This window comes from Micromonospora sp. WMMD961 (assembly GCF_029626145.1).
Lineage (GTDB): Bacteria > Actinomycetota > Actinomycetes > Mycobacteriales > Micromonosporaceae > Micromonospora.
Map to the genome: position 1 here is coordinate 250083 of NZ_JARUBJ010000002.1, position 25557 is coordinate 275639.

At 69.7% G+C, this 25557-nt stretch carries 20 protein-coding genes; 8 read left to right on the forward strand and 12 right to left on the reverse strand.

The genetic code is table 11. From position 1 onward, the window contains the following. Positions 1-6 precede the first annotated feature (6 nt). Positions 7-684, forward strand: a complete 678-nt coding sequence (locus O7614_RS01300; RefSeq protein WP_278136679.1) for a maleylpyruvate isomerase N-terminal domain-containing protein — start codon at positions 7-9, stop codon at positions 682-684. A gap of 3 nt (positions 685-687) precedes the next feature. Here O7614_RS01300 and O7614_RS01305 read toward each other — a convergent pair whose 3' ends face one another. From O7614_RS01305 to dnaB, 4 genes are all read right to left on the reverse strand, one after another. Continuing rightward, complete coding sequence (locus tag O7614_RS01305) at positions 688-1332, reverse strand: response regulator transcription factor (protein ID WP_278136680.1); 645 nt, start codon at positions 1330-1332, stop codon at positions 688-690. Between the two features lie 47 nt (positions 1333-1379). After that, a complete protein-coding gene (locus tag O7614_RS01310) occupies positions 1380-2720 on the reverse strand; it encodes a histidine kinase (protein WP_278136681.1) in 1341 nt (446 codons plus the stop codon). A 59-nt stretch (positions 2721-2779) separates the two neighbouring features. Then, positions 2780-4852 (reverse strand): serine hydrolase domain-containing protein, encoded by a 2073-nt coding sequence (locus O7614_RS01315; RefSeq protein WP_278136682.1) that lies wholly within the window; start codon positions 4850-4852, stop codon positions 2780-2782. A 246-nt stretch (positions 4853-5098) separates the two neighbouring features. Further along, positions 5099-7936, reverse strand: a complete 2838-nt coding sequence (dnaB, locus tag O7614_RS01320; RefSeq protein WP_347404328.1) for a replicative DNA helicase — start codon at positions 7934-7936, stop codon at positions 5099-5101. 382 nt (positions 7937-8318) lie between these two features. Between dnaB and O7614_RS01325 the strand changes: the two genes are divergently transcribed. Continuing rightward, positions 8319-9851, forward strand: coding sequence for a hypothetical protein (locus O7614_RS01325; protein ID WP_278136684.1), 1533 nt, complete (start codon positions 8319-8321; stop codon positions 9849-9851). Positions 9852-9979: 128 nt separating this feature from the next. Here the strand turns inward: O7614_RS01325 and rplI are convergent, their stop codons facing one another. The 4 genes from rplI to rpsF form a co-directional block, all read right to left on the reverse strand. Further along, positions 9980-10426, reverse strand: a complete 447-nt coding sequence (gene rplI, locus O7614_RS01330; RefSeq protein WP_030331806.1) for a 50S ribosomal protein L9 — start codon at positions 10424-10426, stop codon at positions 9980-9982. A gap of 14 nt (positions 10427-10440) precedes the next feature. Beyond that, positions 10441-10680: a 30S ribosomal protein S18 gene (rpsR, locus tag O7614_RS01335; RefSeq protein ID WP_013289355.1), complete on the reverse strand. Its 240-nt coding sequence runs from the start codon at positions 10678-10680 to the stop codon at positions 10441-10443. A gap of 41 nt (positions 10681-10721) precedes the next feature. Further along, the gene (locus tag O7614_RS01340; RefSeq protein ID WP_278136685.1) at positions 10722-11255 is read right to left on the reverse strand and encodes a single-stranded DNA-binding protein; all 534 of its coding nucleotides are present in this window, start codon (positions 11253-11255) and stop codon (positions 10722-10724) included. Positions 11256-11333: 78 nt separating this feature from the next. Beyond that, a complete protein-coding gene (rpsF, locus tag O7614_RS01345; protein WP_007073791.1) occupies positions 11334-11624 on the reverse strand; it encodes a 30S ribosomal protein S6 in 291 nt (96 codons plus the stop codon). A 638-nt stretch (positions 11625-12262) separates the two neighbouring features. On the opposite strand from rpsF, the gene O7614_RS01350 reads away from it, so the two are divergent. Both O7614_RS01350 and O7614_RS01355 read left to right on the forward strand, forming a co-directional pair. Further along, positions 12263-13054 (forward strand): deoxyribonuclease IV, encoded by a 792-nt coding sequence (locus tag O7614_RS01350; protein ID WP_278136686.1) that lies wholly within the window; start codon positions 12263-12265, stop codon positions 13052-13054. A 365-nt stretch (positions 13055-13419) separates the two neighbouring features. Next, entirely contained in the window at positions 13420-15528 is a 2109-nt protein-coding gene (locus tag O7614_RS01355) for a hypothetical protein (RefSeq protein ID WP_278142107.1), read from the forward strand. A 118-nt stretch (positions 15529-15646) separates the two neighbouring features. Here the strand turns inward: O7614_RS01355 and O7614_RS01360 are convergent, their stop codons facing one another. The 3 genes from O7614_RS01360 to O7614_RS01370 all read right to left on the reverse strand — a co-directional run bounded on the left by O7614_RS01360 (position 15647) and on the right by O7614_RS01370 (position 20756). After that, on the reverse strand, positions 15647-17149 hold the full coding sequence (locus O7614_RS01360) for a glycosyltransferase 87 family protein (RefSeq protein ID WP_278136687.1): 1503 nt from the start codon (positions 17147-17149) through the stop codon (positions 15647-15649). A gap of 128 nt (positions 17150-17277) precedes the next feature. Then, on the reverse strand, positions 17278-20112 hold the full coding sequence (locus O7614_RS01365) for a transglycosylase domain-containing protein (RefSeq protein ID WP_278136688.1): 2835 nt from the start codon (positions 20110-20112) through the stop codon (positions 17278-17280). A gap of 197 nt (positions 20113-20309) precedes the next feature. Next, complete coding sequence (locus tag O7614_RS01370; protein WP_278136689.1) at positions 20310-20756, reverse strand: DUF5318 domain-containing protein; 447 nt, start codon at positions 20754-20756, stop codon at positions 20310-20312. Positions 20757-20931: 175 nt separating this feature from the next. On the opposite strand from O7614_RS01370, the gene O7614_RS01375 reads away from it, so the two are divergent. Together O7614_RS01375 and O7614_RS01380 are read left to right on the forward strand one after the other, a co-directional pair. Beyond that, positions 20932-21570 carry a PadR family transcriptional regulator gene (locus O7614_RS01375; RefSeq protein ID WP_030331823.1) on the forward strand — a complete coding sequence of 213 codons (639 nt, stop codon included), beginning with the start codon at positions 20932-20934 and terminating at the stop codon, positions 21568-21570. Positions 21571-21593: 23 nt separating this feature from the next. Further along, positions 21594-22673 (forward strand): inositol-3-phosphate synthase, encoded by a 1080-nt coding sequence (locus O7614_RS01380; RefSeq protein ID WP_278136690.1) that lies wholly within the window; start codon positions 21594-21596, stop codon positions 22671-22673. A gap of 231 nt (positions 22674-22904) precedes the next feature. Here the strand turns inward: O7614_RS01380 and O7614_RS01385 are convergent, their stop codons facing one another. Next, entirely contained in the window at positions 22905-23384 is a 480-nt protein-coding gene (locus O7614_RS01385; RefSeq protein WP_278136691.1) for a methylated-DNA--[protein]-cysteine S-methyltransferase, read from the reverse strand. Between the two features lie 74 nt (positions 23385-23458). Between O7614_RS01385 and O7614_RS01390 the strand changes: the two genes are divergently transcribed. Then, positions 23459-24001: an NfeD family protein gene (locus O7614_RS01390; protein ID WP_278136692.1), complete on the forward strand. Its 543-nt coding sequence runs from the start codon at positions 23459-23461 to the stop codon at positions 23999-24001. A 28-nt stretch (positions 24002-24029) separates the two neighbouring features. Next, positions 24030-25547, forward strand: a complete 1518-nt coding sequence (locus O7614_RS01395) for a flotillin family protein (RefSeq protein WP_278136693.1) — start codon at positions 24030-24032, stop codon at positions 25545-25547. Positions 25548-25557 lie beyond the last annotated feature (10 nt).

Genomic DNA, 25557 nt, shown 5'->3' on the forward strand with positions numbered 1-25557 from the left:
GTTCGCATGACCGCGATCCGACCCGACGAGGCGCTCGCCGAGGCGTACGCCAGCATCACCGCGGCGGTCGACGGCCTGGACGACTCCGGCCTGCAACGAACCACCCGCTGTCACGGCTGGCTCGTCGCGGACCTGCTGCTGCACGTGCTCGGCGACGCCCAGCGCGCGCTGGTCGCACTGGCCAGCCCCTCGGACGGCCCCGCCGACGTCGACGACGTGAGCTACTGGCGTGACTTCCCCGGCGGCGGCGACGAAGCCAGCCGGCACGCCTGGTGGGTTCGCCGTTCGGCCGCCGCCTTCGACCGTCCGACCGGCATCGTCCGGCTCTGGCGGGACACCGCCCCGGCGGCGGTCCGCGCCGCCACGGCAGCCGACCCCGAGGGGTACGTGACCACGCAGGGCCACGTGCTGCGCGTACCGGATTTCCTCGCGACCCTGACCACCGAGGCTGTCGTCCATTACCTGGACCTGACGCTGGAACTCCCCGACACGCCACCGCCCAACCCATTGGCGGTACGCGTCGCGGTAGCGACCATGGACGGCCTGCTCAGTGACGACACCGTTCGACCCACCGCGTGGGACGACCACGACTTCCTGCTGAAGGCCACCGGGCGCGTCCCGCTGACCGACCGGGACCGGCTGGAGCTGGGCGAGTCGGCGGGCTGGTTCCCACTGCTCGGCTGACAGTCAGCTCGCGGCCAACCCGTTCTGGTACGCCCACACCACAGTCTGCACCCGGTCCCGTACGCCGATCTTGGTCATCGCCCGCCCGAGGTGCGACTTGACCGTGCTGGTCTCGATGAAGAGTTCGTCGGCGATCTCGTTGTTGGACAAACCCTTGGCGAGCAACCGTACGATCTCGGCTTCGCGGGGGGTGAGCTGCTGCGCCGCTGCGGACTCGGGCGGTGCCGCCGGTCGCCGCCGGGCGAACTCCGAGATCACCCGGCGGGTCACGACCTGGTCGACGAGACCGTAGCCATTGGCCAGCCGACGGATCGCGTCGATCAGATCCTCGGGCTCGCAGTCTTTGAGGATGAACCCACTGGCCCCGGATTCGAGTGCGCCGAAGACGTACTCGTCGAGGTCGAACGTGGTCACCACCAGGATGGCTGGCGGCGACTCGGGCGCGTCGGCGAGGATCTCGCGGGTCGCGGTGAGTCCGTCACCGCCGGGCATCCGAACATCCATGCAGATGACGTCCGGACGCAGTCGAGCGGCCACCGCCACCGCAGACGATCCGCTGGACGCCTCCGCCACCACCTCGATGTCGTCCGCCTGCTCCAGGAGCACCCGGAAGCCGGCCCGCACCACCGCCTGGTCGTCGACCAGCATCACTCGAATCGTCCCAGCATCAGCCTCAGCCGCAGTCCCAGAACCGGTCACGACGAATCACTTCCCTTTGATGTCAGCGTCACTTTGACAGACCAGCCGGATTCGGTCGTCGGCCCGGCCGCGAAACGTGCGCCGATCAACTGCGCTCGTTCCCGCATGCCGATCAGCCCAACCCCGCTGCTGGTGCGCACCGCCGGCTCGGAACGCCGCGCTGGCGGGCCATTCACCACCGTCAGCGACACCTCGCGCGGCAGGTAGCGCAGCGTGATCAGCACCGGCGCTCCCGGCGCGTGCTGCCGCGCGTTCGACAGAGACTCCTGCACCATCCGGTAGAGAGCGACGTCGGCGATCGGCGGGACCGGACGTGGCGACCCAACGCCCACGAACTCGACCGGCGTGCCCAGGTCCCGAGCGGTCCGGACCAGGTCATCGAGCACGGCCAGCCCCGGCACCGGAACGCTCCCCTCACCATCGTGGCCGGGTGTGTCGCCGCTTCCGCTGCCGTCGGCCGGGGTCCCGCGCAGCACCCCGACCACCAGCCGCAGGTTGTTCAGGGTCTCCTTGCCCTGGGACCGGATCCAGGCCACGCCGGCCTTCGCCGCCTCCGGGTCCCGATCAATCAGCCGGTGGACCGCCGCCGCCTGTACCACCATTCCGGACAGGTGGTGAGCGGCGACGTCGTGCAGTTCCCGGGCCATCTGGGTGCGTTCCGCCTCGATCGCGGCCCGCACCTTCGCCTGCTGGGCCCGGACCGCCTCGGCGGCCTGCAGACGCAACAGCTGTGTGTAGCGTCGGCGGGTCGCCACGTAGTTGCCGACGACGACCGCGCCGAGATTGGACAGTGCGCTCGACCCGGCAGGGCCGAAAGCCGGCAGCAGAAGATCCGGATTCGTCACGGCGGCGGTGCCGAACGCCGCTGCCGCCTCCACCACCACCGCCGCGCCGACCAGCACGAACGCCGTCCGGGCCGGCAGCAGAACCCCGATGGTGTACGCGACGACGAAGGGCGCGAGTACCCGGATCGTCGCGTCTGGTGGGGACAGGGCGATCATGGCGACCTGAAGGCCGACGATGCCGGCGAGGCAGAGCAGCGGGCGGACCCGGCGCAGGCAGAGCAGCAGCGCCTGCCCGACCCCGAGGGCGACGAGCAGCCAGGCCCGCACCGGGTCGACCACGATTTCGCCCGGTGGCGTCACGACCCAGAACAGAGCCGCCATCACCGTGAACGTCACCCCGGCGACGCAGGCCGCGAGCAGACAGTCCCGGGCGAACGGCCCGGTCACCCCGAGGTTGGCGAGCAGTACGTCCAAGCGCTTCGTGAGCCGGGGCGGGTCCGCCGGCTCGATCGGCTCGGCGGTGACCGGGGCGCCCCCGATGTGATCGTTCACCGTGTCAGCATCCTCTGCTCATAGATCGAGACGGATCGGGAGGGGTGGGGACGGGACGGTCAGTAGGAGATATTCGGCGAGAGCAGCATGAACTCGACGGCGAACCATCCCGTACCGACGAGGGCCAGCAGGACCAGGGCGCTGCCGGTGATCCGCGACCAGCCGACCCGCCGACGGACGTCGTCCACCAGCCGGACCGCTGCCGGGACCACCCCGAGTAGGCCGATCAGCTGGGCCACCTGCACGGTGCGCAACGAGACGGTGGAGAGATCCTCCAGGCCGATGACGAGCACGAAACTTCCCACCCAGCCGCCGACCGCGAGCAGGGCGAAGCCGACGGCGACGCGGCTCAGGATGCGCGCGGTGCGTCCAGCCCGATCACGCGGTGCCCGCCGCCGCAGCCGGCGACCGATCGCCCCGATCGGCCAGGCCAGGACGGTGAGCAGGAGGATGACCACCGAGCCGACGATTACCGGGATGGCCAGGTAGGTGCTGCGGGCGGCCTCGACCGGCACCAGGGCGAACGCGGAGTCGAAACCGATAACTTCGACCCGGCCGTCTACCGCTCGCATCGCGATCGTTTCCTGCCCGCCCACCTCACGCCAGACCCAGGGCTCGCTCTCTTCGTAGACGGCGGCGGAATCGGCCATCGGACGCGGTTCGAGCAGCAGCCGGCCGTCCTCGCGGACGCTCACCGTGGTACGCCCGGACAGGCCGATCAGGGTCAGGAAGTTGCTCTTGATCATGCGGGAGCTTTCGTAGGTGCCGGCGGCCATCGCGGCCCGCTCGGCCGTGCCCGAGGCGTCGGTGATCGGGGCGGCCAGCTCGGTCTCCGACACCTTGTTCGCCGCCGCGCCGGGCACCGCCGGGAAGTAACGGTCGGCGAAGGCTTTCGTCAGCTTCTGTCGAAGCTGGTGGTTGGCCAGGCCCGACGTGCCGGTGCTGTTGAGCGAGATGAACAGGCCGGCGCCCTCGTCCGGGTAGATCTGCAGGTGGCTGTGGAAAAAGGGGGTGTCGCCGCCGTGGCCGAGGATCCGACGGCCGTTGCGGCTCTCGTCGAAGAACCCGAGCGCCATCCGGGGTGCACCGGCGAGGGTGCCGAGGGTGCTGGCGTCAAGCGCCGGCTGGTGCATCAGGTCAAGCGTCGGCTCGTCCAGTATCGGGGTGCCGCCGACCGGTTCGCCGAGGTGAGCGAGCATGAACCGGGCCATGTCCGGGGCCGTGGCGCTCATCGAGCCGGCGGGCGGGGTGCCGATGATCTCGAAGTACCCGGGTGGGGACGACGCGTTGTCGTACCCCTTCGAGACGCGGCCTGCAAGGTCGGCGGGGAGCGGCTGGTTGAAGGAGGACGACGTCATGCCGAGGCGGTCGAAGACGTTACGGTCGACGTACTCCTCGAAGGGGATACCGCTGACCCGTTCGACGATGTACCCGGCGAGTGAGTTGCCGTAGTTGGAGTAGGCCGGCACGGTGCCCGGCCGGTAGATCTGCTCCGGCGGGTCGGTGACCAGAGCCTCGCGCAGGTCGGCCCGAGTGCCTTCCTTGCCGATGAGGCCGGCGATCCGCTCCTCGAACCCGGCGGTGTGGGTCAGCAGGTGGCGCAGGGTGATCGGCTCGTCGAAGTTGCGGGGGATGGTGAAGTCGAGGTAGGCGGCGATGTCGGCGTCGAGGTCGACCCTGCCGTCCTGGACGAGTTGCATCGCGGCGGTGGCGGTGGCGAGCTTCGACACCGATCCGATCCGGAACAGGTGCCGCTCGGGGTCGACCGGCACCGGCTCGGTGCCCTCGCTGCCGGTGTCGACGTGGCCGTACCCCCGGGTGGTGACGGTCTCGCCGTCGTTGACGACAGCGACCGTCGCCCCGGCGATGTCATTGGCTTTCAGCGCGGCCGGGAGCATCTCGTCGAGCCAGGCGTTCACGTCGCTGGCGTTCAACACGCGCGGTTCGACGGCTGCTGCCGGGGCGTCGCTCGTCGGGGTCGGCTCCTGCGCGGCACCGGCACCGCAGCCGACGACGCCCGTCCCGACGACGACCGCGGTTGCCAGGGCGGCACCGAGACGCCGCAGGCGGAATGCCGGCCAGGACCGGTACGACCGGGAGGAAGTCTGCGCTGGTGCATCGTTCTGCTTCATACCCGAGAGCCTGTTGCAGCGGCGCAGCCGCGCCATCTGGCGCAGGACCACATTCGACTTACGACCAAAGTGGTAAGTCTCAGCCGACCAGCTGACGTGTCGAGGTGGCAGAAGTCGATGGCCAACCGGCCAACGTGTACCGTTCGGATCTCGGCCACGGGCGCTGACGTGCGACTCTGCCCGCCACGGGAGCGCAGTTGATCATCCGGTTGGCTCGTGCGATCTGCGCCGCTGGCAGACGAAACCTCATCCGATGGCCATGTCCACAAATCTCGATAGATGCAATTGGGCGGCGACGGTCACGGTGTCGGTGGGCCCATTCCGATGCTTGGCAACGATGAAATCCGCCTCCCCGGCCCGCGGCGACTCCTTGTCGTAGTAGTCGTCGCGGTGCAACAGGATGACAACGTCGGCATCTTGCTCAATTGATCCCGATTCACGCAAATCGGACAGCTGGGGTCGCTTGTCGGTACGCTGCTCCGGGCCACGGTTCAGCTGACTGACAGCGATGACCGGGCACTCGACCTCCTTGGCCAACAGCTTCAGGCCACGGGAGAGGTCCGCGACCTCCTGCTGACGACTCTCGGTGCGCTTCGGTGACGTCATCAGCTGGAGATAGTCGACCACGATCATCTTGAGGTCGTGCCGCTGCTTGAGCCGCCGCGCCTTGGCCCGGATCTCCATCAGGTTCATGCTCGGCGTGTCGTCCACGAAGAGCGGCGCTTCGCTGATCTCGCCCATGCAGCGGGCCAGCTTCGTCCAGTCGTCGTCGGAGAGCTGCCCACTGCGCAGTACGTGCAGCGGCACCCGCGCCTCGGCCGAGAGCAGTCGCATGACGATCTCGACCTTGCTCATTTCCAGCGAGAAGATGGCCGCCGCCTGGTTGGCCCGAATCGCGGCGTTTCGAGCGAAATCCATGCTGGCCGTGCTGTTGTGGGTAGGGATCATCGCGCGGCTGGCCAGGTACAGGTGTTCGTCGTTGTCGACAGTCACGCACCGCACCGGCACGCTGGGGACCGGCCGGACCTCGACGATGAACCGCGAGGTCGTTCGAACGTCGGAGGTGGTGCGGCGGCGTTCGACGTGTGCATCCTGCTTGCGCCTGAGGCGGAAGATGACATCCGGTGTAGAGAAGTTCACCGTGTACGCGATCGACGACTCGGGGGTGCGGCCGCGTACCGGCTTCGCGTTTACCGTGCAGCGGTAACCGAGGCTGACAATGAGTTCGCGTACGTCATCAGCCAGCCGCTTCGAGGTCGACGTGTACTGCAGGTTGCCGGAGGGTCCGACGGTCCCGTCGGTGTCCATCAGCCCGGCGAGCAACGCCCTGCGCTGAGCCTCCGAGGCGCGCAGATAGACGCGCGGGATGTGCTTGCTTCCCGCTACTCCCACCTGACGCAACAGCCCGAGAAAGGAACCGTTCCGGTGACGGGAGTCGGCACACTTCCTGGTCGCTGGATTCTCACGCAACGCCCTGGTGGAACCGCCACAGTCCACGCAGACACCGTTCGCCGGAGCAGCGGACGTGGGCTGCAGCAGAACGGTGTAGACCATCGGCCCGCTGGGCCGCACGACGAAGCCGTCCGCCTCGACGTGCGTGACCATCTCCGGATCCGCCGTGGTGAAGCGGCTGGCGTCGCTGTGCCCGTCACCGAGCCACGCTCCCAACGTGTAGGGAGGAATCAGCAGGTCCTGGTCCGGCAGTTGAAGGGGAGCGCTGTTTCGTACGGCATGGTTGAGCCGCCGCTGGGCGGTGTCAGTACGCAGCGTGGCTGCGATCTCGGCGGTGGTGACGACGCCGTCGTGTTCGGCCCGGCTGCCGGCATTGACCTCCCGCTCGGCTCGTTCGAGAAGCGCGCTCAGCAGCGGACCGGCCGGATAGCCGGGCGCAGTCCAGTTCCGTGGCTTGCCGCTGCGGACGATGGGGCGGCTGATCCGGCCAACCGACCCGACCTCACGGGCGACGGTGTGCAGGACATGCCGAAACTCCGGCCCTACCTGCTCAATCGTGTCGAAGAGCGTGATCGGCTGGTTGCGCAGGGAGCTCAGCCGCTCATGTGCGGCACGTACGTTGGCGAGCGACGATTCGGGCCGGTGTCGCCTTTGCCGAGCCGGCCCCTGCCGCCGACTGGCGCGGCTGGTTGTCTTCCACAGGTGCTCCGCGTCGGCCACGATGACCGTGCCGTCGGAGAACTCCACCTCGTAGCAGGGGCGGTCGTGCATGACGTCGAAGGCGTGCGTGACCGTGGTCGGAGAGCCGTCCGCCGCCAATAGTTGATCGCCCGCCTTGACCTCACCCATCGTGGTCCAGCCGTCCGGGGTCGGCAGTGGGGTGTCGAGCGCGAGCGCCTTACCGAGACCAGGTCGACCGGCGACGATGATCAATTGACCGGCGTGCAGGCCGTTGAGCAGCCGGTCCAGGTCGCTGAAGCCGGTCGGTACGCCGGTCATCACACCGCCCTGCGCCCCCACCGCCTCGATCTCGTCCAGCGTCGGCTGCAACATGTCGGCGAGGATCGCGAAGTCCTCGCTGACCCGGCGTTCGGTGACGTCGTAGACGGCCTGCTGGGCAAGGTCCACGATGTCGTCCACGTCGCGGCTGCCGCCGCTCGCGGTGCCGTAGCCCAGCTGGACGATCTTGGTGCCGGCCTCGACCAACCGGCGAAGCACCGCCCGTTCGCTGACGATCCGCGCGTAGTAGGCCGCGTTAGCGGCGGTGGGCACGCTGGCGATGAGGGTGTGCAGGTAGGGCGCGCCGCCGATGCGGGCCAGATCGCCCGAGTCGGTCAGCGCGGCGGCCACGGTGATCGGGTCGGCGGGCTCGCCCCGACCGTAGATGTCCAGGATGACGTCGAAGATGGTGGCGTGCACCGGCCGGTAGAAGTCGTTGGTCTTGAGGATCTCGACGACGTCGGCGATGGCGTCCTTGGAGAGCAGCATGCCGCCGAGGACGCACTGCTCGGCTGCCACGTCCTGCGGCGGGGTCTTGTCGAACTGGCCGTCCCGCTGCGCCGGTGGTTGGCCTCCGCCGGAGCGTGACTCTGCCCGCATGTCGTCAGTGACCGACACGGGTCCCCCCTCCACTGCACCGAACCCGGTCCCAGCTCTACCGCTGGGGTACGACGCTTCCGTCCGACCGGGCCGGTCGATCGGGGGCCATCGGGCCGGCGGTCGAGCGCCAACCATACGGACCCCGAGGTCAGAGACTCAACAACGCCGGTGGACGAGCCTCGGGACAACCTGTGGATGCCGGTGGACAGCATGTGCGCGGTGTGTGCACAGCCTGTGGACAACAGTTGGGGAATTCTTCGTCAAAGCCGTCTGACCTGCTGATACTTGCTCCCCAGCCTGTGGAGGAAGATATTTCGGTCGGCTCTGTGACACGATCGTCCCGTACTATCTCCAGCGAACGGCTACACCTGGACAGCGGATTCCGCTTTGGGTTCAGAAGGGTCACACTCCGGCCGTGAGTTACCGGGACTGGGGACGCGGGGATGGCAGCCCGCGCGAGCGCCAGCCGACCGCCTCGTGGAGTGAACGCGCGGCGTCCGTTCCGGTCGACCCGTACGACGAGGAGGGGCGCTACCGCACCTCCAGCCGACGGCGTGCGTTGGACCGTGGCCAGGACGAGCCCGTCGACGCCTACCTGCCCCGGTGGGCCCTCGAGTCGGGTGTCCGGCACGCCGACGGCGGCGGACGCCACGCGGCCCCGGACGAGGACGAGCGCGAGACGCCCGCTTCCGGTGTCGGCCGACGCTCGGCCGAGTCGCCGAGCGGCCGGCGGCGGGGCAGCGAGACCGGTTGGCGCGAGCAGGCGGCGATCGGTGCCGCAGCGGACTCGGACCACACTCGGGAGTGGACCCTCGACCGCCCGCAGGAGCAGGGGTACGCGGGACGTCGTCGCGCCGACGCCGGTGAGGACGAGCCGATTTCCGGTGCGATCCAGGACCGCCGTCCTCGCCGTGCGCCGACCGGCCGTCCGCAGGTGATCTGGTCGGGCGGGGATCTGGAGTCCGCTCCGACCGAGCCCACAGCCGAGCCGGAGGGGCGGCGCCCAACCCGGCGTAGCCGCCGTGCGGCGGAGGAGTCCTGGACCCGCCCGCCGGCCGACCCGTGGGTACGAGGGTCGGACCGGGTGGCCGAGCCCGAGCCGTCCTATCCGCCCGCGGTGGATCCGTGGGACGCCTCCGGGGTGCACGCGTGGCCGTCGGGGGCCGGTGCGGACGGCACGGACCTGAGTGAGCAGTGGTCGGCGGTGGAGAGCGTCGGTGGTTGGGAGCGGTCCGACCGCACCGGCCAGTGGGAGCGGTCCGCGATCGAGGACGACCAGTGGGACCGCACGCTGGCGCCGCGCTCGGACCGATCCTCGACCGCGGAGGGTTGGCCGGCAAGGGCCGAGGGATTCTGGCCTGGCACTCGACTGGCCGACGACGACCCCCGGTGGATGGATCCGACGACATCGGCGCCCCGGTCACCGGTCGTGGGCTACACCGCTCCGCGACCACGCAGCGCGCCTGTGCCGCCCGGTGGAGCGTCACGGCGTCGGGCGGACCGTCCTCCGGTAGGGGCGGCGTCGGTGCGTCGGCGGGTCGAGTCGGCGGCCGCCGGTGCGCTTTCTCGGCGTCTTGAGGACGATCTACTCGATCCGGATCCGGGCGGGTCGTTCCGGCCGTTGCTGTACACGGCGGCCTGTTATCTGGTGCCCGCGATGCTGATCTTCGTCTGGCTGTTGACGTTGGACGGGCAGGCGCCGGCCGGTTGTGTGACCGACATCAGCGGGGGTGGCTGTGACTCGGCCCGGTCGCGCGCCTTGGAGTCGCTACTCGCCGGCTCGCCGCGTTTCGGGTTGGCGTTGGTGAGCAGTCTGGTCGTGGCGGCTCTGCTGCGTCGGGTGGGCACGACGTGGCGCTCGGCGACCATCGCCGTCGCCGCCGCAGTGGTGGGCGGCGGCCTGTCCACGGTGCTGATCAGCGCGGTGACCGGCCAGCCGATCGGGTGACCGGCCTGCGGGTCGGGGCCGCCCGGCTCGGATGTCCGCATCGGATGCTGACGGGGTCAACTGACGACGTACGCACGAGGGCCCGCACCGAGCAATCGGTGCGGGCCCTCGTGGCGGTGTTGCGGACGTCAGCCCTGAACGACGTTCAGGTTGAACGACGCGGTCACCTCAGGGTGCAGCTTGATCTTCACCGGGTAGGTGCCGGTCGACTTGATGTGACCGGGCACCTCCAGCCGACGACGGTCGAGGACCGGGCCGCTGGCCGCCTTGACGGCGTCGACGATCTCGGCCGGGGTGACCGAGCCGAAGAGCCGTCCGCCGTCGCCGGCGCGGACCTTCAGGTTGACCTTGAGACCCTCGAGCTGAGCCTTGACCTCGTTGGCGTGGTCGAGGTCGCGGATCTCGCGGGCCGAACGGGCCCGCTTGATGACCGTGACCTGCTTTTCCGCGCCCTTGGTCCAGGCGATCGCGAAGCCCTGCGGCAGCAGGTAGTTACGGCCGTAGCCGTTCTTGACCTCGACGATGTCGCCCGGGGCACCGAGGCCGGACACTTCCTGAGTCAGGATGATCTTCATATCGGTGCCTCCTCTCAGCGGGTGGTGGCCGTGTACGGCAGGAGCGCCATCTCACGGGCGTTCTTGACCGCACGGGCGATCTGCCGCTGCTGCTGCGAGGTCACGCCGGTCACCCGCCGAGCGCGGATCTTGCCGCGGTCGGAGATGAACTTGCGCAGCAGCGCGGTGTCCTTGTAATCGATATAGGTGATCCCGTCCTTGTCGAGCGGGTTCACCTTCTTCTTCGGCTTGCGAAGTGCCGCAGCCTTGGCCATTGCACGTGCTCCTGGTTTGCGATCGCGGGCGCTCGGCGCCATTAGAACGGAGGCTCCTCGTCGAAGTTGCCGCCCGATCCAGCACGCGCGGGAGAGGGAGCAGCCGAAGCCCAGGGGTCGTCGAAGTTGCCTCCGCCGCCACCCTGGTTGCCACCGCCACCGCCACCGAAGCCACCGCCACCGCCACCGGAGCGGGACATCTTCTGCACCTTCGCCGTGGCGTAGCGCAGCGACGGGCCGATCTCGTCGACCTCGAGCTCGATGACGGTGCGCTTCTCACCCTCGCGGGTCTCGTACGACCGCTGGCGCAGCCGACCCGACACGATCACCCGGGCGCCACGCTGCAGCGACTCGGCGACGTGCTCGGCGGCCTGCCGCCACACGGTGCATGCGAGGAACAGCGGCTCGCCGTCCTTCCATTCGTTCGTCGCCTTGTCCATGAAACGCGGCGTCGAAGCGACTCGGAACTTGGCGACCGCTGCCCCGGAGGGGGTGAACCGCAACTCGGGGTCATCGGTCAGATTGCCGATGACCGTGATGGTGGTGTCTCCTGCCATGACCATCTCCTCGCGCACTCAGCGTCTCGTCGTACAGGCTCGCAGAGCCGTACGACAGAGTCGCGGAGGCTGATCCGGGCGAACCGGGTTGAATGGTTAGCGCATCTCCGGCCGGATGACCTTGGTGCGCAGCACGGACTCGTTGAGCCGGAGCTGACGGTCCAGCTCGGCCACGGCAGCAGGCGTAGCCTGCAGGTCGACGACGGCGTAGATGCCCTCGGCCTTTTTGTTGATCTCGTACGCGAGGCGCCGGCGGCCCCACACGTCCGTCTTCTCAACCGAGCCACCCGCGGTCCGAATCACGTTCAGGTACGTGTCGAGTGACGGTGCCACGGTGCGTTCCTCGAGGCTGGGGTCGAGGATCACCATGATCTCGTAATGACGCAAGACGTGCTCACCTCCTGTGGGCTAAGCGGCCACGGTCCTTCCGTGGCAGGAGGTCTTGTGTCGCTGCCCGCACGTGCCGAGGGAACTCGGCCGGACGCGGACAACCTGACCAGGATACCCGGTCCGAACGATCATGCCCCGGGTGGTGGGGTCAACGCCCGGGCAGGCCGACGGGGGCCCACCGTTCGACCGTCGTCCGGCCGATGGTGGACCCCCGTCTACGAGGCCGCGAGGCGTCTGGTCCGCATTCCTTGGGTGGGACCTGGGGAGGAACGACCACACCGATGAGGTTGGACCGAAGACGCCCCGCGGAGCTTTATCGTGTTGTTACCTGACGATACAACAGCACTCGTACCTTGTCGGGGGGAAAAGCACAAATTGCCGAGATTTTCAGCGCTGCGCGTTCGATGTGCGGGGGTCTCCTCCGCCGCGCCGGGCCGCACGGCGGAGGTGACCTCGCTGTCGGCCGTCGACCCTCCGGTCGCCAGCCGCGGCGCTCTCGCACCGCCGGAGGCACCGGATACTGGTCGCCGGTTCCATTCCATCAACGACCGTCGGTCCGCCCGGTGACGCGAGCGCACGCGACACCGCCCCGGCCGTCACCCCGCCGGTCAGGGTCGCGACGTAGGCTCGCTCGCATGCGTATCGGAGCCCACGTCGACTCGACCGACCCGCTGGCGGAGGCGGCCGCCCGGTCCGCCGACACCGTGCAGTTCTTCCTCGCCGACCCACAGGGATGGAAGGCACCCAAGCCCCGGGAAGACGCCGAGCGGCTGCGCACGGCCGAGGTCGACCTCTACGTGCACGCGCCCTACGTCATCAACGTCGCCACCCTCAACAACCGCATCCGGATCCCCAGCCGAAAGCTGCTGCTCGGGCACGCCAACGCGGCCACCGCCATCGGCGCCAAGGGCCTGATCGTCCACGGTGGGCACGTCAACGCCGGGGACGACCTGGCCGTCGGCTTCGACAACTGGCGCAAGACATTCGCGTACGCAGCCGACTCCGGCGGCTTCGGAGTGCCGGTCCTGATCGAGAACACCGCCGGCGGCGACAACGCGTGCGCCCGGCGACTGGACGCGCTCGCCCGGCTCTGGGACGCCATCGGCGACCACGAGGTCGGCTTCTGCCTGGACACCTGCCACGCGTACGCGGGCGGCGAGGAGTTGCTCGGCCTCGTCGACCGGGTCAAGGCGATCACCGGAAGGATCGACCTGGTGCACGCCAACAACTCCAAGGGCGCGTTCAACTCCGGCCAGGACCGCCACGACAACCTGGGCGGCGGCACCATCGACCCGGAGTTGGTCGTAGCGGTGATCCGGGCGGCCGGGGCTCCGGTGGTCGTCGAGACACCGGGCGGTGTGCAGGGCCAGGCGGCCGACATCGATTTCCTCCGTCAGCAGCTCGGGACGGCGAGCCCGGCAGCATGACGACCGGACAGCCCGGGACCGGGAAGGCCCGGCCCACCCCCGGCGGCGCGGACGCCGAGACCCGATCTGCCGCCGCATCCGCATCGGGCACCCCGACCCAACCGGCTCGCACCGCCGACGCCGTCTCCGGCGAGAGCCCCGGGGAGACCGTCGGGGGCCAAGCGCGATCGAGTGACGACGGGACGACCGGAGCCACCTCGACCAGCGATCCGAAGCCCTCGAAGAGCGGTGTCGTGAGGAAGGACGCTGGCACAGGCAACAGTGGCGAACGCACCGGCACCGCGGCCGGGGACGGCACCGAGAGTGCCGCCACCACCGGCGGCAGCACCGCCAGGACCAGCAGCCCGGCCGAGACCGACAGCACGATGGTCGGCCCGACCAAGGCCGACGCCCCGGCGAAGGCCGGCACGGCCGACGCCCCGGCGAAGACCGGCACGGCCGACGCCCCGGCCAAGGACGACGAGGCTGGCCGCACGGCGGACGATGTGGCCGGGGGCAATGGATCGTCGCCGTCGGCGCGGCCGAGGTGGTGGCGCTGGGCGGGTAAGGGCAAGAGGGCGGGCGAGACCGCCAGCCTGGTGAAGACCGACGGTGCCACCACGACCGACGGTGCCACCACGACCGACGGTGCCACCACGACCGACGGTGCCACCACGACCGACGGTGCCACGAAGACCGACGGTGACGCCGTGCCGGTTGAGCCGGACCGTTGGGAGGCGTTCGCCTCGGCACCGGAGCCGCGGCCCTCCATCGTCACCCGGTCGGGTCGAGCCGTCGGCCGTTTCCTGATCCACGAGTGGACCCTGGCCTCGCTCTGCTCGCTGGCGCTGGCCGTGTTGATGACCTGGCCGACCCTGCGCTATCCCCGCTACACGCTGCCGCAGGACTACTGGGACCCGAGCCTGCAGGCGTGGCAGATGGCCTGGTCCGGGCACATCCTGCTGGCCGACCCGGCGCGTCTGTGGCAGTCCAACACGTTCTTCCCCGAGCTGTGGAGCTTCGCGTTCTCCGACACCCTGCTCGGGTACGCCCCGGCCGGGATGTTCGGCAGCGGCCCCGAGGACGCGGTGCTGCGCTACAACATCATGTTCGTACTGGCGCACGCGCTCGCCACGCTCGGGGCGTACGCGCTGGCCCGTCAGCTCGGGGCCGGCCGGATCGGCGCCGCCGTCGCCGGTGTCAGCTACACGTACGCGCCGTGGCTGCTGGCCCAGGCCGGGCACCTGCACGTGCTCTCCAACGGCGGGATTCCGCTGGCTCTGGCGATGTTGGCGCGCGGGCACGGCTGGTCGCTACGGCACGGCTATCGGCCCGAGCGCCGACACGACGGATGGGTCTACGCCGGCTGGCTGGTGGCAGCCTGGCAGCTCAGCCTCGGCTTCGGCATCGGGCTGCCGTTCGCGTACTTCCTGGCCGGCGCGGTGCTGGTCGCGGTCGTCCTCTTCTACGCGCGGCGGCTGCGCACCCGCCAGGCCGTGCCGTTCGGTCGTCGGTTGTTCGTCGCCGACCTGCTCGGCGGGTTGTTCTTCGCCGGTGTGGGCCTGCTGATGGCGTACCCGTTCTTCCAGGTGACCAAGCTGCATCCGTACGCCGAGCGGACCATCGCCGACATCGGCATCTTCTCGCCTCCGGCGTCGGGTTTCGTGACGGCGCCCGCCGAGTCGCGGATCTGGGGTGGTCTGCACGAGGGCGCTCGCGCCGCGCTGCCGTGGCACCCGGAGATGACCCTGCTGCCGGGCTTCGTGCTGTACGCGCTGGCCCTGGGTGGGTTGTTCTTCTCGGTGTGGCGGCTGCGGCACCGACTGCTGCTGCTCGCCGGGGTGCTGGTGACCATGGCCTTCGCGATGGGCACCCGCTTCTTCGACGGCGCCGTCACCTACGTGCCGCTCTTCGAGCACGTGCCGGGCTGGAGCGCATTGCGTACCCCTGGTCGGTTGATGTTGTGGACCACGTTGTTGCTCGGCCTGCTCGCGGCCGGCGCGGTCACCGCGCTCACCGACCGGGTCCGCGAGCTGACCGCGCAGCGGATCCCGTCGTGGCCGGGGCCGTGGCTGCGGATGGCCACCCTGCTGCCGTTGCTGTTGGTGACCGTCGAGGGCCTGAACAGCACGCCGCACCCGGTGGTGCCGACCCAGCCGGCCGCGATGCGTTCGGCGCAGGGGCCGCTGCTGGTGCTGCCTAGCAACCAGAGTCTGGACCAGCACGTGATGCTCTGGTCGACCAGCGGTTTCCCCGACGTGGTGAACGGTGGCAGTGGCTTCACTCCGCGTCAGCTCGACGACGTTCGTCGGGTGAGTCAGTCGTTCCCCGACAAGACCAGCGTCGACTACCTGCGCTTGTTCGGCGTCCGCACGGTGGTACTGCTGCGCGGGCAGGTGCCGGGCACACCGTGGGAGATCACCATCGACACTCCCGTGGAATCGCTCGGCATCACCCGGGAGGATGTCGGTGATGCTGTCGTCTACCGGCTCTGACGCTTCAGGGCGGTTTTTCGGGAAGCCCGCCCGGCTCCGGGCGGTCAGGCTTGATCCCTGCGCCGGGCGGGCTTCCCGAAAAACCTGACGTGGTCCGGGCCGCCTCATACCTGGGGAATCAAGTGGTTGCTGGCTCTCGTGAGGGTTCACTGGGCGTGGGAAGGCGCCAGCGGTCCAGCCAGGGAGCGTCTGGTGCGCCGTCGAGCACGCCGCCGTCCGGGTCGTCTGAGTAGGTCGCCCGTACCGCGTCCCGCTCGGGGTGCAGGATCTCCTTGACGACCAGCACGCAGAGCACCACCACGGTGGTCAGCCGCAGCGTCGAGGCCAGCACGAACACCCCCTCCGGGAAGACCGGTCGGCTGGTCGCCGCGCCGAGCAGTTCTCCGTAGAAGGCGACGAAGTAGCAGACCTCGGCGATCTGCCAGGCCAGGAAGGCACCCCACTTCGGACGGGCGAGCACCACCAGCGGCAGCAGCCACAGCACGAACTGCTGGGACCAGACCTTGCTGAAGATGAGGAACGCCGCGACCACCAGGAAGGCGAGCTGCGCCAGCCGCGGCCGGCGCGGCGCGCGCAACGCCAGCACGGCGACACCGAGGCAGGCCAGCCCGAACAGCGCGTACGAGATGGTGTTGAGCGTGGGGATGTTGGCGTTCAGCCACTCGAACGGGCCGAGCTGAGCGGGGTCGTTGCCGACCTTGCCGTCCAGGTACCGCCCGATGTACCAGAGCGTGCCCCAGTCGATGGGCCGGGTGGTGTTCAGCTCGAAGAACCGGTCCCAGTTCTCCGGGTAGGCGCGCGCGGCCGGCAGGTTCACCAGCACCACGGCGGCGATCGCCGTGCCGGTGGCGACGAGCGCGGCGCGGATCCGGTCGGCGCGCAGCGCCAGGACGAGGATCGGCCCGAGCAGGAACAGCGGCCACAGTTTCGCCGCGCCGGCGAGCCCGAGCAGCACACCGGCCACCGCCGGTCGTTTCCGGGCCCAGGCCAGCAGGCCGAAAGCGGCCAACCCGATGGCGAGCAGGTCCCAGTTGACGGTGGCGGTGAGCACCAGCGCCGGGGCGAGCGCGAACAACGCGGCGTCCCAGGGTCGTCGGCGGCGCAGGGCCAGGAGCACCGCCACGGTCGCCACCGCGAGTGCGCCCAGCACCAGCGCGTTGAGGTTGTAGAACCACTGGCCCTGGTTGATGCTCGGGTCGCCGTCACCGACGGCGTGCACCGGCAGGCCCAGCGCTCCCATGAAGTAGCCGGTCAGCACCGGGTACTCGACGGGGTGGTCGCGGTAGGGGACCTTGCCCTCGTTGAGCCCTTCGGCGTAGTAGAGGGCGAGGACGTCGGTGTAGCAGAAGCGGGTGTACTGGACGTTGTTCTGCCAGGCACCGTCCTGACAGGGCGACTTCTGCACCCAGTGCAGCGCGAGCGTGAGGCACGCCAGCGCCAGCACGATCCGGACGGCGGTCCAGAAGCGACGTTCCTGGCCGGCCGGGCGGTCCAGCGCTGTCGCGTGGTCGCCCAGCGGTCCGCCGATCGCGCTGGACATGCCGCGGACGAACCCGTCGGAGCGGGACGGGTGGTCGGTGGTACCGGCGTCGTCGATGCCGGGCGTCGACTGGGTGCTCATGAAGAGGCATCCTGCCGTACGACGGGGGTGCCCGTCCCGTCCCGACGCGGAGATCCCAGGTACGAAAACGCCGCCGCCGGCCGGGACACAAGGTCATCCGGCCGGCGGCGGCGTGCAGAGGGTTCGGGTCAGTCCCGGTTGCGCGGCAAGTCGGGCAGCACTCCACCGCCACCGCCGCCGGGTCCGCCGGGATTACCACCGGGGTTGCCGCCCGGGTTGCCGCCGGGGTTGCCTCCTGGGAGACCGCCGCGCGGGCAGAACGGATCGGTGAGCGGGTCACACTGCGGCCCGCCCGGCTGGCCGCCCGGCGGCGGTGGTGGGGCCGCCGGCTCCTTGCCGTTGCCCTTCGTGACGTCGCCTTCGCCGGTGACGGTGGGCAGGGGGATCTCGTCCTGGCCCTTCAGTGCGGCGTTCATGAACTTCTTCCAGATCGGGCCGGGGAGCGTCGAGCCGCCGATGTCCTTGCCACCGGTGAGCCGGATCTCCGGCTTTCTCGGATCCCGACTGCCCACCCACACCGCTGTGGCGTTCTGCGGGGTGTAGCCGACCGTCCAGGCGTGCGAGTTGTCGTCCTTGTCGTACTCCCAGGTGCCGGTCTTGGCGGCGGCCTGGCGGCCGCTCTCCAACGACATGTTGTTAGACCCGGCCCCGGGGATCTGCTTGAGGACGGCGGTGACCTCGTCGGTGACCTTCTTGGAGATCCGCTGCTCGGGCTTGATGCGCTCGCTGCCGACCACCTTCCACTTACCGGTGTCCTTCTCCTGCTGCTCGACCTTGAGGACGAAGTGGGCCTTGATGTACTTGCCGTCGTTGGCGAAGGTGGCCATCGCGTTGGCGTGGTCGAACACGGTGATCGGGTACTTGCCGAAGGCGGTGTAGTTGTCGAACGGGTTGGGGCCCTTCTTCGACAGGTCGAAGGCCTGCGGCGGGTCGACGCCCCACATCGTGGTCACGCCGGCCTTGCGGGCCATGTCGACCACCTTGCCGGCGCCGATCGTGTCGGCGACCCAGTAGAACGGCACGTTGTACGACTGGATCGTCGACTCTTCGAGGGTGCACCACTTGCCGCACTTGAGGTTGGTGCGACCGGCGTTACCGATCGCGTCCTTGGAACCCTCAGGCTTGTACGGCGTGGGATCCCAGTGCGACTTGACCGAGATGCCGGCCTCGATCGCGGCGGCCAGGGTGTACACCTTCATCGACGAACCCGGCTGGTGGCCACCGGTCAGGTCACCGTTCTTGTCGGTGTTCTTGCCGGCGTAGTCGAAGTCGGCGCCGCTGTCACCGCCGTAGTAGGCGAGCACCCGACCCTTCTTCGGGTCGATCGACACCATCGCCGCCATCAGGTTCGGCGGCTGGTCGTTGAGCTCGGAGCCCTTCTTCGACTGCATCGCGATGTTCTCGGCGGCGGTCTGCAGCTTCGGGTCGATGGTCGTGGTGATCCGGTAGCCGCCGTCGCGCAGCGCGTCAACGCAGCTCGTCTTGCCCTCCGCCCCGCTGTCGGAGCACAGGCCCATCGCGTCCATCTCCTGCCGGACGTAGTTGATGACGTTGCCTCGCGGGCTGTCGACACCGAACCCGTTGCCGCCCTTCTTCGGCGGCAGCACCTTGGGGTACTCGGTGGGCGACGCGGGCCGGTTGGGGGCGTCCACCCAGCCTTCCTTCTTCATGCCGCCGATCACATAGTCCCACCGCGCCTTGGCGTCGGGCAGGTTGACCGCCGGGTCGAACCCCTTGTGAGTCTCGCTCGCCACCGGCTGTTTGATGACCGCCGCGAGGACCGCGCCCTCGCCCACGCTGAGGTCCTTCGCGGACTTGCCGAAGTAGGTCTGCGCCGCGGCTTCGATGCCGTAGGCACCGCGCCCGAAGTAGATCACGTTGAGGTAGTGCTGCATGATCTCCGGCTTGCTGTACGCGTCGTTGAGCTTGGAGGCCAGGATGGCCTCCTTCACCTTCCGGCCGTACGTGTCGTCCTGGAGGTTCTCGAACGCGTTGCGCGCGTACTGCTGGGTGATCGTCGAGGCACCCTGCTTGTCGCCACCGGAGATGTTGTTCCACCCCGCCCGGACGATGCCCTTGTAGTCGACGCCCGAGTGCCGGTAGAAGTTCCGGTCCTCGGCAGCGGCCACCGCGTCCTGCACGTGCTGCGGGATCTGGTTGATGGTGACGAAGGTGCGGTTCTCGCTGCCCAGCTTGGCCAACGCGGTCTTGCCGTCCTTGGCGTAGACGGTGGTGGACAGCGGCAACGGCAACTCGTCGGGCATGACGACGTTTGTCGAGTAGTAGGTGAAGCCGACCACGCCGATGCCGGCGAGCATGATGAAGGCCGCGAACGCGGCGATCATCAGGTTCATCCGCTTGCGCTTCTTCGACCGTGCCGCGGCACCCGAGCCACCCGCGCCACGGCCGCTCCGACCTGGACCGTTGGGTCCGCCGGGGCCGCCAGGGCCACCAGGGCCAGCGGAGACCGGTGACACGCTCGCCCGCGCGACCGCGGCACGACCACCCACCGACGCGGAGCCGACACTTGCCCGGCCCGCCGAGGCGGTGCCGACGGAGGCCGCACCGACGGCGGCGGCACCGACCACGGCCCGACCCGCTGGCGCGCCGGGTGCCGGGGACACGGGCACCGAGGCTCGGCCAGCACCAGCGCGTCCGGCGGCCGCACCCGGCGCCGGCGACACCGGCACCGAAGCTCGCCCGGAGCGACCCGGGGTCGCCGAACCCACCGGGGCGGATCCGGCCGCCGCAGCGCCACGCGGCGGCACCGAGGCCGATCCACCGACAGTGGCCCGCCCACCGGCGGCCCGCGGTGTCACCGAGGCACGACCCGGGGTCGCCGCGCCGCCCTCCGAGGCCGACCAGCCACCCCCACGGAGGTCACCGCCGGGTCCGGGGTCACCGTCCGGACCCGGGTACTGGGCCCGCCCGCGCGCAGAACTGGGATCGCCGTACGAGTTCATTCCTCACACCCTGCCGGTCGCGGTGGGGCGCGACTGCGCCGCCACCGGGTTGCCGTGAGTTGCTTCACCCGGAACACCGGCACGGGGGTGCCGTTTCACCGGGGCACTTGCAGTATCAATCGGGCCAATCGGACTAACGAGCGGTCGACCGTCCCGGGTTTCGTCTGTGGCTCCGGGGCCGGTCCAACCTGCTTCGATCACCGTTGCGCCTCTCGCCTCCGCCGACCCACACCTTCGGCTGCCACGTCCTGCTCGCCGGTGCCGTCGCTGTCGCCGGCCAGACCGTCCCGGCCGAGCAGGTACTGCTCGACGAGATGGTTCCAGTCACAACCGAGGCACACCTCCACCACGAAGACCTGGAACTCACGCAGCGTCATCGCCAGCACGGGCAACTCGGCAAGTGTCCGGGCCTGCCCGGCGGACTGCTTGAGTTCGTCGCCGTAAATGTAGTGGACGAGGGTCAGGTTCTCACTGCGGCAGATCGGGCAGCGCCGGTCGGTCGGCTCACCGTGGAAGCGGGCGGCGTTCTTCAGGTACGGCGATGCGTCGCAGACGTCGTACGTGCCGACCCGGCCGGCCAGGAGCTCACGCAGCACTGCTCGCTTCTGGAGCGAGTAGTCGACGACCTGGCGCTGCGTACGCATGCGGAGAAGGGTACGCGGTCCGGCCCGAGCAGGCGACCACGCTCACGATCCGTGACGAAGGCACCTCGGAGAGGGGGTTTGCCCTGGCTCGCACGACCCGCTAACGTGCGATGTATCGGTCCGATACATCGCGGCGGTTACCACTCCACGCCGGAGGGTAAAGAGAGGGTGGCCAGTGCTTGAGTTCGCCATCCTCGGCCTCCTGCAGGAGTCTCCGATGCACGGCTATGAGCTGCGCAAGGAGTTGACCGCCAAACTCGGCGCGATCCGGGCGGCGATCAGCTACGGCTCGCTCTACCCGACCCTGCGCAGGCTGCAGGCGGCGGGATGGATCACCGAAGCTGCCGAGACACCCGCCACTGCCGAGGAGGTTCCCGCGCTGACCAGCCGACGAGGTCGGGTGGTCTACAAAATCACCGCGGAAGGCAAGGAACGCTTCGCCCAGCTGATTGCGCAGGCCGGGCCCGAGACGTATGACGACACGGGCTTCGGGGTGCACTTCGCGTTCTTCGCCCGGACCGACCAGGCGACCCGCCTGCGCATTCTGGAGGGTCGCCGCCGCAAGATCGAGGAGCGTCGCGAAGGGCTTCGCGACGTGCTTGGCCGGGCGGCCGAGCGCCTCGACGCTTACACGCTGGAACTGCAGCGCCACGGCCTTGATGCCTGTGAGCGCGAGGTCCGCTGGCTGGAGGAGCTCATCGCCAACGAGCGCTCCGGCCGAGCCCCGACGGTCCCGAACATCGGGACAGCCGGCGGCCGACGAGAAGACAACAGCCCGCCTCCGCCTGGAGAGACCAGGAATGAGCGGCCGTGACAGAAAAGAAGGAGGCAGACGCTATGGGCTCCGTCCGCGTCGCCATCGTCGGTGTGGGTAACTGCGCCTCGTCCCTGGTTCAGGGCGTCGAGTACTACCGGAACGCCAACCCGAACGACCGCGTCCCGGGTCTCATGCACGTCGCCTTCGGCGACTACCACGTCAACTCCGTGGAGTTCGTCGCGGCGTTCGACGTGGACGCCAAGAAGGTGGGCATGGACCTCGCGGAGGCGATCGTCGCCAGCGAGAACAACACCATCAAGCTCTGCGACGTGCCGCCGACCGGCGTCAGCGTCCAGCGCGGCCCGACCTTCGACGGTCTCGGTCAGTACTACCGCGAGATCGTCGATGAGTCCGACGCCACCCCGGTCGACGTGGCGCAGGCGCTGCGCGACGCGCAGGTCGACGTCGTCGTCTGCTACCTCCCGGTCGGCTCCGAGCAGGCCGCCAAGTTCTACGCCCAGGCCGCGATCGACGCCGGTTGCGCGTTCGTCAACGCCCTGCCGGTCTTCATCGCCTCCGATCCGGAGTGGGCCCAGAAGTTCACCGACGCGGGCCTGCCGATCGTCGGCGACGACATCAAGAGCCAGGTCGGCGCGACCATCGTGCACCGCGCCCTGGCGAAGCTCTTCGAGGACCGCGGCGTCGAGCTGCTGCGCACGTACCAGCTCAACTTCGGCGGCAACATGGACTTCATGAACATGCTGGAGCGCAAGCGGCTGGTCTCGAAGAAGATCTCGAAGACCCAGTCGGTCACCTCGCAGATCCCGCACGAGATGAGCAAGAGCGACGTGCACATCGGCCCGTCGGACCACGTGCCGTGGCTGGACGACCGCAAGTGGGCGTACATCCGCCTGGAGGGTCGCTCGTTCGGCGACACCCCGCTGAACGCCGAGCTCAAGCTCGAGGTGTGGGACTCGCCGAACTCGGCCGGCGTCATCATCGACGCGGTCCGCGCCGCCAAGATCGCCCTGGATCGGAAGATCGGCGGCCCGATCCTGTCGGCGTCGTCGTACTTCATGAAGTCCCCGCCGGTGCAGTACGCCGACCACGACGCCCACCAGGCCGTCGAGGAGTTCATCGCCGGTGAGGTCGCGCGCTGACGCGCTGAACCACCAGCACTTTCGAAGGGCCGGGTCCGTCGGGACCCGGCCCTTCGACGTGGGTCGGCTCCGATACCGGGTACGACAACCGTCCCGGTGATCCTCGCCACCGCTCACGAAGCCACCGGAGACAACGACGCTGCCGCTACGTCGGCCAGCCCCACCCACCGATCCGGACGGACCACCCTGCGCCGGGTGAGCCCCCGCCCCCGGGGCGTCCGCAGAAACCGCTCAGGACCACGCCTGGCGCAGCGCGACCCCGGCCTCCAACTCCAGCAGTTTGACCTTGCGGGGCAAGCCGCCACCGAAGCCGACCAGCTTGCCGCCCGCGCCGACGATCCGGTGACACGGAACGATCACCGGGACGGGGTTGCGGTTGCATGCCACTCCCACCGCCCGCGCCGCCCCGGGGTCGCCGACCAGGCGCGCCACCTCGCCGTACGTCAGCGTCCCGCCGTACGGGATCCGCGTCATCTCCCGCCAGACAGCGCGCTCGAAGGCGGAGCCACGCGGCATCGCCACCGGGACGGTGAACGCGGTCAGCTCACCCGCGAAGTACGCCCGCAGCTCGGTCGCCACCTGCCGGGACAACGCGTCGCCGGGCTCCTCGGCCGCCCCCTCGACCCGGCCGAAGGCCGCGCCACAGACGTTCGTGCCGTCCGTGGCGACGGAGAATTCGCCGATCGGTGAGTCGAGCACGGTCCAGCGCATCGACCCATTCTCCCCGACCCGGGACGCCACTGCCCCTCCGGCTACCACGTCTCCGCGTCGAGCGCGACCGCCGGATGTTGCGCCACGTCGATACCGTGCAGGTCGTGGCAACGGGGACACTGATCTTTCTGATCATCGGCGCGGCGGGCATCGGGGTGCTCGCGCTCGCCCTGCTCGGCACCGAACTGTTCCAGTTCGGGCACCCCGACGTGGACGGCCCGATCTCGGTCGAGACGGTCGCCGGCTTCGCCGGAGCATTCGGGTTCGGCGGGGCCATCGTCAACGAACTGCTCGGCGCGCGTACACCGGGAATGGTCGTCGGGGCGGTGGTCGGCGGCGTGCTCGCGGCCGTGCCCACCGGCTGGCTGGCATCCCGGCTCAGCCGGGCGGCGCGGAACATGCGCACGGACGCCACCCCCACCCGCGACGACCTGGTCGGCGCGCTCGGCCTGGTCGTCACCCCGGTGCCGGTCGACGGGTACGGCGAGGTCCGGATCCGCCTCGCCGGCCAACCGGTCAAGCTCAGTGCCCGCGCGGACCAGCCGATACCGATCGGCGCCCAGGTCTTCGTCGTGCAGGCGCTCAGCGAGACAAGCGTGCAGGTCGAGACCTACTGATTCCCCCCTCGTAGACGGGACTCCTTATATGGCCCTGTTAATCGCCATCGGTGGCGCGGTCATCCTCGTGCTCATCCTGGTGCTCTTCGTGCTCTCTCGGATCAAGGTGGCCGGGCCGAACGAGGCGTTCATCGTCACCGGTCGCAAGGGTCGCACCACGCAGACCGCCGACGGTGGGCGGTCGACCGACAACTCCGGGCAGAAGGTCGTGCTCGGCGCGTCGGTGTTCGTGCTCCCGGTGGTACAGAAGCTCCAGTCGCTCGACCTGTCCAGCCGACGGATCGACGTCGGGATCCGGGGCGCGGTGAGCAAGCAGGGCATCCGCGCCGACCTGCACGGCGTGGCGATCGTGAAGGTCGGCGGTACCGAGGACGCGATCCGGGCCGCCGCCCAACGGTTCCTGCACCAGCAGGACGAGATCGACAATTTCACCCGGGAGGTGCTCGCCGGCGCGCTGCGCTCGATCGTCGGCCGGCTCACCGTCGAGGAGGTCATTCGGGACCGCGCGGCGTTCGCCAGCGCCGTGGCCGAGGAGGCCGAACACTCGATGACCAACCAGGGTCTGGTGCTGGACACGTTCCAGCTCCAGGACATCCTCGCCGAGGGCTCCTACCTGCAGGACCTGGGTCGGCCGGAGGCCGCCCGGGTGCTGAAGGACGCGGCGATCGCCGAGGCGCGGGCCCGGCAGCAGGCCGAGCAGGAGCGGCTGCTCGCCGAGGAGGCCATCGCGGAGGCGAATCGGAACCTGGCCCTCAAGCAGGCCGGCATCCAGGCCGAGATCGACGCGGCGAAGGCGAAGTCCGCCGCCGCCGGCCCGCTCGCGCAGGCGGAACGGGACCAGGCGATCCTCTCCGAGCAGCAGAAGGTCGCCGAGCGCAACGCCGAACTCAAGCAACGCCAACTGGACACCGAGGTACGCAAGCCGGCCGACGCGGCTCGGTACAAGGTGGAACAGGAGGCGGAGGCGTCCCGCGCCGCGGCGGTGCTGCACGCGGACGCGCAGCGGCAGTCGGTGATCGCCGCCGCGCAGGCCTCCGCCGAGCAGGCACGGCTCACCGGTGAGGGCGAGCGGGCCCGGCGAGCCGCCCTCGCCGAGGCGAACGCGATCGAGGGTGCCAAGGAGGGTGAGGCCGAGCAGCGTCGGCGGTCCGCCATCGCCGAGGCGGTCGAGCGGGAGGGCCAGGCCGAGGCGGCGGCCATCCTGGCCAGGGGTGAGGCCGAGGCCGACGCGATGGCGCGCAAGGCCGAGGCGTTCGCCGCGTACGGGGAGGCGGCGGTGCTGGACCTGCTGGTCAAGGTGCTGCCGCAGGTGGTGGAGGCGGCCAGCGCGCCGATCGGGGCGATCGACAAGATGACCGTCATCTCCACCGACGGTGCGTCCTCGCTGACGAAGTCGGTGGCCGGCAACGTAGCCCAAGGGCTTCAGCTCGGCAGCGACCTGACCGGGATCGACCTGGCTGGTCTGCTGGCCCGACTCGGCTCGGCGTCCAGCGCCGGCGGCAACGGCACCGCGTCCGTCGACGGGAAGGCCGTCGAGACCCGCTGACGGTGTACGC